The sequence below is a fragment of the Streptococcus agalactiae ATCC 13813 genome, from assembly GCF_000186445.1.
GTDB lineage: Bacteria > Bacillota > Bacilli > Lactobacillales > Streptococcaceae > Streptococcus > Streptococcus agalactiae.
This window is the reverse complement of sequence record NZ_GL636070.1, coordinates 1,834,247-1,848,448: the sequence shown is the minus strand read 5'-3', so window position 1 is coordinate 1,848,448 and position 14,202 is coordinate 1,834,247. Positions and strand designations below refer to the sequence as shown.

The 14,202-nt window shown below is 36.0% G+C and carries 15 protein-coding genes, 1 tRNA gene and 1 pseudogene; 16 read left to right on the top strand and 1 reads right to left on the bottom strand.

Features of this window, described 5'->3' with window-relative positions; translation table 11 throughout:
- The first annotated feature begins 16 nt into the window (after positions 1 to 16).
- A tRNA-Asn gene (locus HMPREF9171_RS1000000114000) sits at positions 17 to 90 on the top strand.
- Positions 91 to 306: 216 nt separating this feature from the next.
- On the opposite strand, the gene HMPREF9171_RS104700 is transcribed toward HMPREF9171_RS1000000114000, so the two are convergent.
- Positions 307 to 1,659: an aspartate kinase gene (locus tag HMPREF9171_RS104700; RefSeq protein WP_000869692.1), complete on the bottom strand. Its 1,353-nt coding sequence runs from the start codon at positions 1,657 to 1,659 to the stop codon at positions 307 to 309.
- A gap of 93 nt (positions 1,660 to 1,752) precedes the next feature.
- On the opposite strand from HMPREF9171_RS104700, the gene HMPREF9171_RS104705 reads away from it, so the two are divergent.
- From HMPREF9171_RS104705 to HMPREF9171_RS01000000113045, 15 genes and pseudogenes are all read left to right on the top strand, one after another.
- Complete coding sequence (locus HMPREF9171_RS104705) at positions 1,753 to 2,403, top strand: HAD family hydrolase (RefSeq protein ID WP_001872414.1); 651 nt, start codon at positions 1,753 to 1,755, stop codon at positions 2,401 to 2,403.
- Between the two features lie 136 nt (positions 2,404 to 2,539).
- Positions 2,540 to 3,331 (top strand): enoyl-CoA hydratase, encoded by a 792-nt coding sequence (locus HMPREF9171_RS104710; protein ID WP_000667367.1) that lies wholly within the window; start codon positions 2,540 to 2,542, stop codon positions 3,329 to 3,331.
- A gap of 95 nt (positions 3,332 to 3,426) precedes the next feature.
- Positions 3,427 to 3,861: a fatty acid biosynthesis transcriptional regulator FabT gene (fabT, locus tag HMPREF9171_RS104715; RefSeq protein ID WP_000455488.1), complete on the top strand. Its 435-nt coding sequence runs from the start codon at positions 3,427 to 3,429 to the stop codon at positions 3,859 to 3,861.
- Positions 3,861 to 4,832, top strand: a complete 972-nt coding sequence (locus tag HMPREF9171_RS104720) for a beta-ketoacyl-ACP synthase III (RefSeq protein WP_000230693.1) — start codon at positions 3,861 to 3,863, stop codon at positions 4,830 to 4,832. The genes fabT and HMPREF9171_RS104720 overlap by 1 nt, the downstream gene beginning before the upstream one ends.
- Positions 4,833 to 4,889: 57 nt before the next feature.
- Entirely contained in the window at positions 4,890 to 5,114 is a 225-nt protein-coding gene (locus HMPREF9171_RS104725; protein ID WP_000257837.1) for an acyl carrier protein, read from the top strand.
- A gap of 154 nt (positions 5,115 to 5,268) precedes the next feature.
- Entirely contained in the window at positions 5,269 to 6,228 is a 960-nt protein-coding gene (fabK, locus tag HMPREF9171_RS104730) for an enoyl-[acyl-carrier-protein] reductase FabK (protein ID WP_000857467.1), read from the top strand.
- Between the two features lie 19 nt (positions 6,229 to 6,247).
- On the top strand, positions 6,248 to 7,174 hold the full coding sequence (gene fabD / locus HMPREF9171_RS104735) for an ACP S-malonyltransferase (RefSeq protein ID WP_001044784.1): 927 nt from the start codon (positions 6,248 to 6,250) through the stop codon (positions 7,172 to 7,174).
- A gap of 8 nt (positions 7,175 to 7,182) precedes the next feature.
- Entirely contained in the window at positions 7,183 to 7,917 is a 735-nt protein-coding gene (gene fabG, locus HMPREF9171_RS104740; RefSeq protein WP_001176108.1) for a 3-oxoacyl-[acyl-carrier-protein] reductase, read from the top strand.
- Between the two features lie 15 nt (positions 7,918 to 7,932).
- Positions 7,933 to 9,165 (top strand): beta-ketoacyl-ACP synthase II, encoded by a 1,233-nt coding sequence (fabF, locus tag HMPREF9171_RS104745; protein WP_000175067.1) that lies wholly within the window; start codon positions 7,933 to 7,935, stop codon positions 9,163 to 9,165.
- A 1-nt stretch (position 9,166) separates the two neighbouring features.
- Positions 9,167 to 9,667: an acetyl-CoA carboxylase biotin carboxyl carrier protein gene (gene accB / locus HMPREF9171_RS104750; protein ID WP_000354298.1), complete on the top strand. Its 501-nt coding sequence runs from the start codon at positions 9,167 to 9,169 to the stop codon at positions 9,665 to 9,667.
- The gene (gene fabZ / locus HMPREF9171_RS104755) at positions 9,664 to 10,086 is read left to right on the top strand and encodes a 3-hydroxyacyl-ACP dehydratase FabZ (protein WP_000565430.1); all 423 of its coding nucleotides are present in this window, start codon (positions 9,664 to 9,666) and stop codon (positions 10,084 to 10,086) included. Before accB ends, fabZ begins: the two co-directional genes overlap by 4 nt.
- 37 nt (positions 10,087 to 10,123) lie before the next feature.
- Positions 10,124 to 11,494, top strand: a complete 1,371-nt coding sequence (gene accC / locus HMPREF9171_RS104760; protein WP_000473506.1) for an acetyl-CoA carboxylase biotin carboxylase subunit — start codon at positions 10,124 to 10,126, stop codon at positions 11,492 to 11,494.
- 8 nt (positions 11,495 to 11,502) lie between these two features.
- Positions 11,503 to 12,378, top strand: coding sequence for an acetyl-CoA carboxylase, carboxyltransferase subunit beta (accD, locus tag HMPREF9171_RS104765; protein WP_001173385.1), 876 nt, complete (start codon positions 11,503 to 11,505; stop codon positions 12,376 to 12,378).
- A complete protein-coding gene (locus HMPREF9171_RS104770; RefSeq protein WP_001058273.1) occupies positions 12,371 to 13,144 on the top strand; it encodes an acetyl-CoA carboxylase carboxyl transferase subunit alpha in 774 nt (257 codons plus the stop codon). Before accD ends, HMPREF9171_RS104770 begins: the two co-directional genes overlap by 8 nt.
- Positions 13,145 to 13,611: 467 nt before the next feature.
- Positions 13,612 to 14,165: pseudogene (locus tag HMPREF9171_RS01000000113045) on the top strand (HI_0552 family protein).
- Positions 14,166 to 14,202: the final 37 nt, after the last annotated feature.

Here is a 14,202-nt window from a genome sequence, read left to right as displayed (position 1 = left end):
AATCGCTTAGCTATAATCCGCCATAGCTCAGTTGGTAGTAGCGCATGACTGTTAATCATGATGTCGTAGGTTCGAGTCCTACTGGCGGAGTAGATAAAGGGAGACTAACTTTGGTTAGCCTTTTTTTATTGGAATTATTATTCCTTAAGATCGGTTAGCATCTTAATTGTCCGAGTTTGTCAGTGATACCAAGTGGTTACAATTAAAATTGGAAAAACTATCCTATGTTCTAAATAAAATCGTCCTAAGTAAGTTTACTTAGGACGATTTGTTATCTATTTAATAGTGTAAGTAGTGTAATAGGTACTATTTTTGGAAGAATGTTTCATATAGTGCTTTAATAGCTCTTTTTTCATCCTTACTGTCTATAACGAACATAATGGAGACTTCGCTTGAACCTTGTGATATCATGGTAATATTGATTTTTTCTTTTGATAAGGCTTGTGTCGCTGTTGCAGTGACTCCAATTTGACTTTTCATATTTTCACCAACAATTACGATTGTAGATAAATTGTGTTGGATGTCAACGTAATCTACTTCTAGTTTACGAGTTAGATAATTTAAGATTTCTTGTTCTTTGATTGGTGTCAATTCTTTTTCACGTAAGACAATGGATAGATCATCTATGCCAGTTGGCATATGTTCAAAACTAATATTTAAATCCTCTAAAATTTGTAGTACTTTTCGGCCGAAACCTACTTCTCTATTCATTAAGTATTTAGATACGTTTATGCTAGCAAAACGGCTATCAGAAGCGATCCCAGTTACTGCTATGTTACTACGAGTATGCTTTAAAACTATTTTTGTACCAGGCTGTTGGGGATTATTTGTATTTTTAATAACAAGAGGGATTCTGCCACGATAGGCAGGAAGTAAAGCTTCATCATGTAAAACCGAAAAACCCGCATAGGCTAATTCACGCATTTCTTTATAAGTAAGCTCAGGGATAGCGTGAGGGTTCTTAACTACACCTGGATGTGCTGCAAATATACCATCAACATCTGTGAAGTTCTCATAAAGGTCTGCTTTTATGCCTGCTGCAATTAGGGATCCAGTAATGTCAGATCCCCCTCTTGAAAAGGTACAAATTTGGTTATCTTCTGTGACTCCAAAAAATCCAGGGATAACAAGAACCTCATTGTATAGACATAAGTTCTCAATCTTATCATAACTTCCTGGAATAATTCGTGCATTACATGGTTCTTTAGTCACAATAATTCCTGCTTCGTTTGGATGAACATATCTTGCAGGAATGTCATTTTGATTAAAAAACGTTGCAACTAACTTTGCGTTGTTATCTTCACCGGCTGCTAAAAAACAATCATATAAAAACTGATTATTTTCTATGGGAAGTGAAGCTAGCTGCTCTATGGAGCGAGTAATTTCTTCTGCAATAGTGCTTCCTAAAGACAAATCACTAATAATTTCTTGATAACGATTGATAATCCAAGTTTGGTCTTTAACAATATCTTTACCGTTAATATAATTTTGATAATATTGTATCAAAGCATCTGTCATTTTTAAGTCTTCTTCGTAGCGTTTCCCTGGAGCTGAAACGACAACAAACCGTCTAGTGTAGTCTGATTTGATAATATTTAGTACTTTGTATAATTGTTGGGAAGATGCTAATGAACTTCCTCCAAATTTGACTACTTTCATAGGTTACCTCAAGAATGAATTTTAGATAAATTATAACAAAAGTCAGAAAATTTGTCATTACCTCTAAATTTAAAAGAATGATATAATAGTTACATGTGTAAATATAAAGCAATAATATTTGATATGGATGGTGTTCTATTTGACACTGAATTATTTTATTATAAAAGGCGAGAGCGTTTTTTGAAACAATATGGAATTACAATTAACCATTTACCAATGAATTTTTTTATTGGAGGAAATATGAAGCAGGTTTGGAAATCTGTTTTAGGTGATCAATATGATACCTGGGATATTGATAAGCTCCAACAAGATTATAGTCGCTATAAAGAGGATAATCCCTTGCCATACAAAGATTTAATTTTTCAGGATTGTAAAAGAGTCATTGAAAAGCTTCATCACAAAGGCTATCTTTTGGGTCTAGCTTCAAGTTCTACTAGATATGATATCATGTTAGCATTAGAAAGTTTTAATCTGGATACATATTTTAAGGTAATTCTGTCTGATGAGGAATTTTCAGAAAGTAAACCTAATCCAGCTATTTATAATAGAGCAGCAGAACTTTTAGATATTCCTAAACAGCAAATTCTTATTATAGAAGACAGTGAGAAGGGTATTGCAGCTGGCATTGCAGCTGGTATTGATGTGTGGGCTATTGAAGATAAATACTTTGGAATGAATCAGTCGCAGGCTAATGTATTAGTGAGCGATCTGAGTCAATTTTTTGTGAAATTAGATAACTATTAAAAACGGGAAGTTTAATTCCGTTTTTTATTTTTTATCTTGCCATGAAAGCTAGGTTTATGATAAAATACAAAGCATGATAATTTGATAATCAAATTATTTTTTTATTTTTCTTTCACTCTTAAAGAGAGGAGACGTTTTGAAGTTCGAAAATATAATATATGGTATTGATGGCAACGTGGCCACTATTATGCTTAATCGACCAGATATTTCAAATGGTTTTAACATCCCAATGTGTCAAGAAATTATTGATGCAATAAGGCTTGTGTCTGAAAATAAAGATGTCATGTTTTTAGTGATTGAAGCACAAGGACCAATCTTTTCAATCGGAGGAGATTTAAAAGTGATGAAAGCTGCTGTTGAGAGCGATGATATTAGCTCATTAACTAAAATTGCTGAGTTAGTTAATCAGATATCGTATGATTTACTACAGCTAGAGAAACCTGTTGTTATGTGTGTAGATGGGGCTGTAGCTGGTGCCGCAGCTAATATTGCATTAGCAGCTGATTTTGTTATCGCAAGCAAGAAGAGTAAATTTATCCAGGCTTTTGTGGGTGTCGGTTTAGCTCCAGATGCAGGAGGTTTATTGTTACTTAGTAAATCAATCGGTATAACTCGTGCAGTGCAACTAGCTTTAACTGGAGAAAGCTTATCTGCTGAAAAAGCTGAAGCTTTGGGAGTTGTTTATAAACTTTGTGAATCAGATAAAATAGGTAAAATTAAGGATCAACTATTAAAGCGTTTAAGTAGACATTCTATAAACTCATATCAAGCCATAAAATCATTAGCTTGGGAAGCTGCTTTTAAAGATTGGGAACAATATAAAAAGCTTGAATTACAACTGCAAGAATCATTAGCCTTTAAGCAAGATTTTAAAGAAGGTGTTCGGGCACACGCTGATAGAAGGCGTCCTAATTTTTTAGGCAAATAGTTTGAAAATCAAATTATTTAAGATTAAAGTCTTGCAAATAAGTTTGAACTTTGATATAATTTGACTATCAAAGTTTAATGTGAGGTGGTGATATCTTGGAATACGATCAGATTAATAGTTATTTAGTTGACATTTTTAATAGAATCATGATTATTGAGGAAATGAGTTTAAAGACTAGCCAATTTAGCGATGTATCTTTAAAAGAAATGCATACTATTGAAATTATTGGGAAACATTCTGAGGTAACTCCTAGCGATGTCGCTCGAGAATTAATGTTAACTTTGGGAACTGTAACAACCAGCCTTAATAAGTTAGAAAAAAAAGGCTACATTGAGCGTAAACGGTCAAGTATTGATCGTCGAGTTGTTCACTTGAGTCTTACTAAGAGAGGTAGGTTATTAGATCGATTGCATAGTAAATTTCATAAATCTATGGTATCTCATATTATTGAAGACCTAGGTGAAGAAGACATAAAAATGTTGACGAGCGCTTTAGGGAATCTTCATAAATTTTTGGAGGACTTAGTCTAGTGGTTTTTGCTAAAATTAGTCAACTTGCACATTATGCACCTTCTCAAATCATTAAAAATGAGGATTTATCATTAATCATGGATACCAGTGATGACTGGATTTCGTCACGTACTGGTATAAAACAACGTCATATTAGTAAAAATGAAACAACAGCTGATTTAGCAAATAAGGTCGCAGAACAACTTATTGAAAAATCCGGTTATTCCGCTAGTCAAATTGACTTTATTATTGTTGCAACGATGACACCAGACTCTATGATGCCTTCTACTGCCGCAAGAGTGCAAGCTCATATTGGAGCGAGTAATGCTTTTGCCTTTGACTTGAGTGCAGCATGTAGTGGTTTTGTTTTTGCCTTGTCTACCGCCGAAAAATTGATATCATCAGGTAGCTATCAAAAAGGTTTAGTAATAGGAGCAGAAACTGTTTCTAAAGTATTAGACTGGACTGATAGAGGGACAGCAGTTTTATTTGGAGATGGAGCTGGAGGTGTCTTGCTAGAAGCTTCTAAGGAAAAACATTTTCTTGCAGAGTCTCTCAATACAGATGGTAGTCGTCAGGGACTTCAATCCAGTCAAGTCGGGTTAAATTCACCTTTCTCAGATGAAGTACTTGATGATAAATTTTTGAAAATGGATGGTAGAGCAATCTTTGATTTTGCTATCAAAGAAGTTTCAAAAAGTATCAATCATCTTATAGAAACATCCCATTTGGAAAAAGAAGATATTGATTATCTTTTCTTACACCAAGCGAATCGAAGGATTTTAGATAAGATGTCTCGAAAAATTGATATAGCACGTGATAAATTTCCAGAGAATATGATGGATTATGGTAATACTAGTGCAGCTAGTATCCCTATTTTACTTTCAGAATCTTATGAGAACGGTTTGTTGAAACTAGATGGTAACCAAACAATACTCTTATCGGGTTTCGGTGGAGGTTTGACATGGGGAAGTCTAATTGTTAAAATTTAGTTATATATAGTGCATAGCACATTTATAAAAGATTATTTAAAATTTAAGGAGCTAAAAATGGCAGTATTTGAAAAAGTACAAGAAATTATTGTTGAAGAACTTGGTAAAGATGCAGAAGAAGTAACGTTGAACACTACTTTTGACGATCTTGATGCTGATTCGCTTGATGTTTTCCAAGTGATTTCAGAAATTGAAGATGCATTTGATATCCAAATTGAGACAGAAGAAGGACTAAATACTGTTGGTGATTTAGTTACTTATGTTGAAGAAAAAGTAAAATAATTAAGTCGTAAGAAAAAAAGAAGCAAGTGATAATAAAAGATATTCTTACCAAATCACTTATTAGAGTGAGTATTCAATCAATCGTTGATCGGTACTCACTCTTCTTCTTATCAATATAGTTTGATTGTCAAATTATTAATTTTAGGAAAGAAAAATGAAAACACGTATAACAGAATTACTAAATATAAAATATCCAATTTTTCAAGGGGGTATGGCGTGGGTCGCTGATGGAGATCTTGCAGGAGCTGTTTCTAAGGCAGGTGGTCTAGGTATTATTGGTGGAGGAAATGCCCCTAAAGAGGTTGTCAAAGCAAATATTGATAAAATAAAATCTATGACTGATAAACCCTTTGGTGTGAATATTATGCTTTTATCACCTTTTGTAGATGATATTGTTGATTTGGTTATTGAAGAAGGTGTAAAAGTTGTAACGACGGGTGCAGGTAATCCTGGTAAGTACATGGAGCGCTTTCATGAAGCAGGTATAACAGTAATCCCTGTTGTTCCTAGTGTTGCATTAGCAAAACGTATGGAGAAATTAGGGGCTGATGCTATCATTACAGAAGGAATGGAAGCGGGTGGTCACATCGGGAAGCTGACCACGATGACATTAGTGCGACAGGTTGTTGATGCTGTTACAATTCCAGTCATTGCCGCAGGTGGTATAGCAGATGGGCGTGGGGCTGCTGCGGGTTTCATGTTAGGAGCTGATGCTGTTCAGGTAGGAACTCGTTTTGTTGTTGCTAAAGAATCTAATGCTCACCCTAATTACAAAGCAAAAATCTTAAAAGCAAAAGATATCGACACTGCTGTTTCTGCTCAGGTAGTAGGTCATCCAGTTCGTGCCTTAAAAAATAAACTAGTAACAACCTATAGCCAAGCAGAAAAAGATTATTTAGCTGGCCGTATTTCAATCAATGAGATTGAAGAATTAGGAGCAGGAGCTCTTCGCAATGCAGTTGTTGATGGGGATGTTATTAATGGTTCAGTTATGGCAGGACAAATTGCCGGATTAATTAAATCAGAAGAGACTTGTCAAGAGATTCTTGAAGATATTTATTCAGGAGCGCGTCAAGTTATTCTTTCTGAGGCAAGCCGCTGGTCAGATTTATAAATACAAATAAGGAGACACTATGAATAAAGTTGCATTTCTATTTGCTGGTCAAGGTGCTCAAAAGTTAGGAATGGCTAGAGATTTATATGAAACTTTCCCGATTGTTAAAGAAACTTTTGATAAGGCAAGTCATGTTTTAGGATACGATTTGAGAGAATTGATTGATAAAGACTTAGACAAATTAAATCAGACGAAATATACTCAACCAGCTATTTTAACGACTTCGACTGCTATTTATCGTTTAATTCTTAAAGAAATTGGACTTAGACCAGATATGGTTGCAGGACTTTCTTTGGGAGAATACAGTGCTTTAGTTGCTTCAGGTGCTATAAGATTTGAAGATGCTGTAGTACTTGTTGCTAGACGAGGCCAACTAATGGAAGCAGCAGCACCTGCTGGTAGTGGCAAAATGGTAGCGGTTTTAAATGCTGATCGTCAAATAATTGAAGATGCTTGTAAGAAGGCTTCTCAGTTTGGTATTGTTAGTCCTGCAAATTATAATACTCCAAAGCAAATTGTTATAGGGGGAGAGTCAATCGCTGTAAATGCAGCTGTAGAAGAACTAAAACAACAAGGAGTAAAACGTTTAATTCCTCTGAATGTTTCAGGCCCTTTTCACACTGCTTTATTGAAACCTGCAAGTCAGAAATTGAGCGATGTTTTAGATAAAGTTCATTTTTCAGTTTCTGAAATCCCTGTAATTGGAAATACAGAGGCGCAGATAATGAAAAAAGACGATATCAAATCTTTATTGGCACGCCAAGTTATGGAACCTGTACGCTTTGATGAGTCTATTGAAACCATGAAAAAAATGGGAATGACACAGGTTGTTGAAATTGGTCCAGGGAAGGTACTCTCAGGTTTCTTGAAAAAAATAGATAGCTCATTATCAGTATATTCTGTTGAAGATAAAATTGGATTTAATAATCTTAAGGAATTAAACTAGGGGAAAATATGCAATTAAAAGATAAGAACATTTTTATTACGGGTTCAAGTAGAGGAATCGGCCTTGCAATTGCCCATCAATTTGCACAATTAGGTGCTAATATTGTTTTAAATGGACGTTCTGAAATATCAGAAGACTTAATAGCTGAATTTGCTGATTATGGTGTAAAAGTTATTGCTATTTCAGGAGATGTTTCTTCTTTTGAAGATGCTAATCGCATGATTAAAGAAGCTATTGCAAGTCTAGGTAGCGTGGATGTGCTTGTTAACAACGCTGGTATTACTAATGATAAATTGATGCTTAAAATGACTGTTGAAGATTTTGAGAGCGTTCTTAAAATTAATTTAACAGGTGCATTTAATATGACACAATCAGTCTTGAAACCGATGACAAAAGCGCGTCAAGGTGCTATTATTAATATCTCTAGCGTCGTTGGATTAACTGGAAATGTAGGGCAAGCTAATTACGCAGCCTCTAAAGCAGGTTTAATTGGCTTTACAAAATCAGTTGCCAGAGAAGTAGCAGCACGAGGCATTCGTGTCAATGCCATTGCTCCAGGCTTTATCGAATCTGATATGACAGATGTTATCCCAGAAAAAATGCAAGAAGCTATTTTAGCTCAAATTCCAATGAAACGTATTGGAAAAGGTAAAGAAGTAGCGCAGGTAGCGTCTTTCTTAGCAGAACAAGAATACCTTACAGGACAAGTTATTGCTATTGATGGCGGTATGACGATGCAATGATAAAGAGGAAATAATATGACATTACAGCGAGTAGTAGTAACAGGTTACGGTGTAACCTCACCTATTGGAAACACACCAGAAGAATTTTGGAATAGTCTTAAAGAAGGAAATGTTGGTATTGGACCTATCACTAAATTTGATTCAAGTGATTTCATGGTCAAAAATGCTGCTGAAATTCATGATTTTCCATTTGATAAATATTTTGTCAAAAAAGATCTGAACAGATTTGATATGTATTCCCTTTATGCCTTATATGCTTCAAGTGAAGCTATTCAACATGCTAATTTAAATTTAGATGAAATTGATGCAGATCGATTTGGTGTCATCGTTGCATCAGGTATTGGAGGGATTCAAGAGATTGAAGAACAAGTGATTCGTCTTCATGAAAAAGGGCCAAAACGCGTAAAACCAATGACGCTTCCAAAAGCTCTACCAAATATGGCAGCTGGAAATGTTGCGATGAGGTTAGGCGCTCATGGTGTATGTAAATCAATTAATACAGCTTGTGCTTCTTCTAATGATGCTATTGGAGATGCTTTCCGTAATATAAAATTTGGTATTCAAGATATTATGGTAGTCGGTGGTGCAGAAGCTGCTATTACAAAATTTGCCATTGCTGGATTCCAAAGTCTTACAGCATTATCAACAACTGAAGATCCATCAAGAGCATCTATTCCATTTGATAAAGATCGCAATGGATTTATTATGGGAGAAGGTTCTGGAATGTTGGTCTTAGAAAGTTTAGAACACGCTGAAAAACGAGGAGCTACTATTCTTGCAGAAGTTGTTGGTTATGGTAACACTTGTGACGCATATCATATGACTTCACCACATCCAGAAGGTTTAGGAGCCACTAAAGCTATTCAACTTGCACTGGCTGAAGCTAATATTAAACCTGAAGAAGTTAACTATGTAAATGCTCATGGAACTTCAACACCTGCTAACGAAAAAGGAGAGAGTCAAGCTGTTGTTGCTGCACTTGGGACAGACGTTCCAGTTTCTTCGACTAAATCTTTTACTGGTCATCTTTTGGGTGCCGCAGGAGCTGTTGAGGCAATTGCAACTATTGAAGCGATACGTCATAGTTATGTTCCAATGACTGCTGGAACAACAGAATTATCAGAAGATATTACAGCGAATGTTATTTTTGGTCAAGGGCAAGACGCTGATATTCGTTATGCCATTTCAAATACATTTGGTTTTGGAGGACACAATGCAGTTCTGACCTTCAAACGCTGGGAGGATTAAATTGGATATTCAAGAGATTAAGGATTTAATGACTCAATTTGATGAGTCAAGTCTGAGAGAATTTTCATTCAAAACAAGTGACGGTGAGCTGTCTTTTAGTAAAAATGAGGGAAAAGCTCCACTTGTCCCAACTATGTCTCCTATGAGTCATCAACCTGAAGCGACTCCAACTATAGCAACTCCTGTCTCTAATGAAGCAGGTGAGCAAACGAAACAAGCTACTGAAGTAGTTTCAGAAATCCCAGAGTCGACTGTGACTGTTGCAGAAGGTGACGTTGTCGAAAGTCCTTTAGTTGGGGTTGCTTATTTAGCTTCTGGACCAGATAAACCTAACTTTGTTTCAGTAGGTGATAGCGTGAAGAAGGGACAAACTTTGATGATTATTGAGGCGATGAAGGTGATGAATGAAGTACCTGCTCCTCATGATGGTGTAGTTACTGAAATTCTTGTAGCCAATGAAGAAGTTATTGAATTTGGTAAAGGATTGGTACGAATCAAATGATTGATATAAAAGAAATTCGTGAGGCTTTACCTCACCGCTATCCAATGTTATTAGTGGATCGTGTTTTAGAGGTATCAGAAGATGAGATAGTCGCTATCAAAAATGTTAGTATCAATGAGCCTTTTTTCAATGGTCATTTTCCAGAATATCCTGTAATGCCAGGCGTTTTAATTATGGAAGCTTTGGCTCAAACTGCAGGTGTTTTAGAATTATCTAAAGAAGAAAACAAAGGAAAGCTTGTTTTTTATGCAGGTATGGATAAAGTGAAATTTAAAAAGCAAGTTGTTCCAGGAGATCAATTAGTTATGACTGCTAAGTTTGTCAAACGTAGAGGAACTATAGCCGTTGTTGAAGCAATAGCAGAAGTTGATGGGAAATTAGCTGCCAGTGGAACGTTAACATTTGCGATAGGCAATTGAAGATAGTATTGAATTTAGAGGGAGAGAAGCATCAAAAATGTTTAAGAAAATATTGATTGCTAATCGCGGAGAAATTGCAGTACGTATCATTCGTGCAGCCCGTGAAATGGGAATTTCGACAGTTGCTATCTATTCGGAGGCTGACAAGGAATCATTGCACACAATTTTAGCAGATGAAGCTATTTGTGTTGGACCAGCCAAATCAGCAGAATCTTATTTAAACGTTAATGCTATATTATCTGCTGCTATTGTGACTGGAGCGGAAGCTGTTCATCCAGGTTTTGGGTTTTTGAGTGAAAATTCTAAATTTGCTACTATGTGTGAAGAGATGAATTTAAAATTCATTGGTCCATCTGGAGAAGTTATGGATAAAATGGGTGATAAAATCAATGCTCGTGCAGAGATGATAAAAGCTGATGTTCCGGTTATTCCAGGATCAGATGGTCAGGTTACAAGTGTAGAAGAAGCTGTATCAATTGCTGAGGAAATCGGCTATCCATTGATGTTAAAAGCCTCAGCCGGTGGCGGTGGAAAAGGAATTAGGAAGGTCAAATCAGCAGATGAATTGAAGCCTGCTTTTGAGTCTGCTTCACAGGAGGCTTTGGCTGCGTTCGGTAATGGTGCTATGTATATTGAAAAAGTTATATACCCAGCTAGACATATTGAAGTACAAATACTTGGAGATAGCTTTGGTAAGATAGTTCACCTAGGAGAACGTGATTGTTCTCTGCAGCGTAACAATCAGAAGGTATTGGAAGAAAGTCCGTCTGTGGCAATAGGTAACACTCTGCGTCAACAAATTGGTGAAGCAGCTGTTCGTGCTGCTGAGGCTGTATCTTATGAAAATGCAGGAACAATTGAGTTTTTGTTAGATGAGAATAGCGGACAGTTCTATTTCATGGAAATGAATACTCGTGTTCAAGTAGAACACCCTGTTACAGAATTTGTAACGGGTGTTGACATCGTTAAAGAGCAGATTCGTATCGCTGCTGGAATTCCTTTATCAGTTTCTCAAAATGATATTAAGTTAACTGGTCATGCGATTGAATGTCGTATTAACGCAGAGAATCCACAATTTAATTTTGCACCATGTCCAGGTACCATTAATGGGTTACATCTACCTGCTGGCGGTATAGGCTTACGTGTCGATTCAGCGGTTTACACAGGCTACACTATTCCTCCTTATTATGATAGTATGATTGCGAAAGTAATTGTTCACGGAGAAAATCGTTTTGATGCACTTATGAAAATGCAACGTGCCTTATATGAGCTTGAAATTGATGGTATTGTAACAAATACAGAATTTCAAATGGATCTCATTTCTGATAAAAAAGTCTTGGCTGGGGACTATGATACTTCATTCCTGATGGAAGACTTTTTACCAAGGTATTATGGTAACAATCAATAGGAGGGAAGATGGCTTTATTTAGTAAAAAGGATAAATATATCCGTATTAGTCCAAACAAAGCATTGGGGTCTTCTGATAAACGTAGTCTTCCTGAGGTTCCTGATGAACTCTTTGCTAAGTGTCCTTCTTGTAAACATATGATTTATCAGAAAGATTTAGGATTAGCAAAGATTTGTCCAGCTTGTTCTTACAATTTTAGAATTTCAGCGCAAGAACGTCTGTTGCTAACAGTTGACGAAGATAGTTTTGAGGAATTATTTACAGGGATTGAAACTAAGGATCCTTTGAATTTTCCAAACTACCGTGAAAAACTGGCTGCTACACGTCAAAAGACTAACTTAGATGAAGCGGTGGTGACAGGTTTAGCTAAAATAAAAGGACAAACTACGGCCTTAGCTATTATGGATTCTCATTTTATAATGGCGTCTATGGGAACGGTTGTAGGCGAAAAGTTGACAAGATTATTTGAGTTAGCAACTGAAAAGAAATTACCTATTGTTATTTTTACAGCGTCAGGGGGCGCCAGAATGCAAGAAGGTATTATGAGTTTGATGCAAATGGCAAAAGTATCGGCAGCAGTTAAACGCCATTCTAACCAGGGATTGTTTTATTTAACAATTTTAACAGACCCAACAACCGGCGGCGTTACTGCGAGTTTTGCTATGGAAGGTGATATTATTCTGGCTGAGCCGCAAGCGTTGGTTGGTTTTGCTGGTCGTCGTGTTATCGAAACAACGGTGAGAGAAGATTTACCTGAAGGCTTTCAAAAGGCAGAGTTTTTGTTAGAACATGGTTTTGTCGATGCTATTATAAATCGAACAGAATTACGCGACTGCATTGCTCAACTAATTGCTTTCCATGGAAATGAGGTTGGTCATGAATAATGATGTGACAAGAATTTTAAAAGATGCGCGTGATCAAGGGAGGCTAACTGCTCTTGACTACGCTGAATTGATTTTTGATAATTTTATGGAACTTCATGGTGATCGCCAGTTCGCAGATGACAAATCAATTATAGGAGGTTTGGGGTACTTGGCAGGGCGTCCTGTGACGATTGTCGGTATTCAAAAAGGTAAGAACCTTCAAGATAATTTAGACCGTCATTTTGGTCAACCACATCCTGAAGGTTATCGTAAGGCTTTACGTTTAATGAAACAAGCTGAGAAGTTTGGAAGACCTGTTATAACCTTCATCAATACTGCTGGAGCATATCCTGGGGTAGGTGCTGAGGAGCGAGGTCAGGGTGAAGCAATTGCTAGAAACCTCTTAGAAATGAGTGATTTAAAAGTCCCTATTATAGCTATTATTATTGGTGAAGGGGGTTCTGGAGGAGCATTAGCTTTAGCTGTTGCCGATAAGGTTTGGATGTTGGAACATACTGTTTATTCTATTTTAAGTCCTGAGGGCTTTGCTTCTATTTTATGGAAAGATGGTACAAGAACAACAGAAGCAGCACAATTAATGAAGATGACTGCTGGAGAACTTTACCATATGGAAGTTGTAGACAAAGTAATCCCTGAACATGGTTATTTTTCAAGTGAGATTGTCGATATGATTAAGACAAGTTTAATTTCAGAGTTAGAAATGCTCTCACAATTATCTCTTGAGGATTTATTGGAACAACGTTACCAACGTTTTAGAAAATATTAATAGAAAAAGGCTGAGTTATTTACTCAGCCTATATTTAGTTTTTCAAGGTATTATCATAGTTATAGTTTCATATTTTGCTATAATTGATAAAAAGGAGATATGTCAATAACACTAGCATTAGCCAATTTTTAGATTATAGTCTAATCCAAAATTTTCAGAAAGAGTCATTTCGAACACTTTATTCTAAGTACCATTATTTAGACCCTCCTTAACTTGAGACTCTATCTGTTATTGAAGAGAAATTTTCTAGAAAAAATAGCTATTGTTAGATTTTAGAAGGCTATGAAAAGATTGGTTTTTAAAGAGTTCCATTAAGTGATGAAGAAAGTAAAACTTGGTTAGTTATAATTGCGATTAGACTTTGTTTCTAGCAACGAGACTTCGCTATAAATACTTTAAAAGAACTTGAAAGTATGTATAGATATATAATCGTGAAAACTTAACTATTGTTTACATGGAGAAAAAGAATGTATCAAGAATTAAATGATTATTTAGAATTCCAATCAATGAAGTATATTATGCCTGAGAAGGCAAGCTTTTTAAAGGACGATATGCAAACTTTTAAGGCAAAGGGCCAACTTGCTAGGAATAGCTTTACAGAGTTATCAAGAGCCTTAGAACAACGTATGGATGGCTTTAAAATGCAAAGAGTGAGTAATTGGGCTAATCAAGCTCAAGTAGGGCGTCCACATTTTTGGGTTTATTATCGAAAGGATACAGACCAATTAGATGATGTAGCTATTGCGCTAAGGGTTTATGGTGTAAAAGATAGTTTTGGGGTTAGTCTTGAGGTAAGCTTTGTAGAGAGGCAAAAATCTGATAAGACACTCGAGAAGCAGGCAATGAGGAAAATCGTCAACGTTTAATGCAAGAAATTAAGTCAGGGAAGGTAAGGAAAGTATTGGTAAAATATGACGTTCTTTTGACTGAAAACCAGAGCTTAGAAAATATTCTGCAACGATTGTTAGAAGGCTTTGAGCAAGTGTTACCTTACTATCAAGTTTGTCAAACTATTAGCTAAGTTCATAGAAAAAATGAGTTGGTATACCAACTCATTT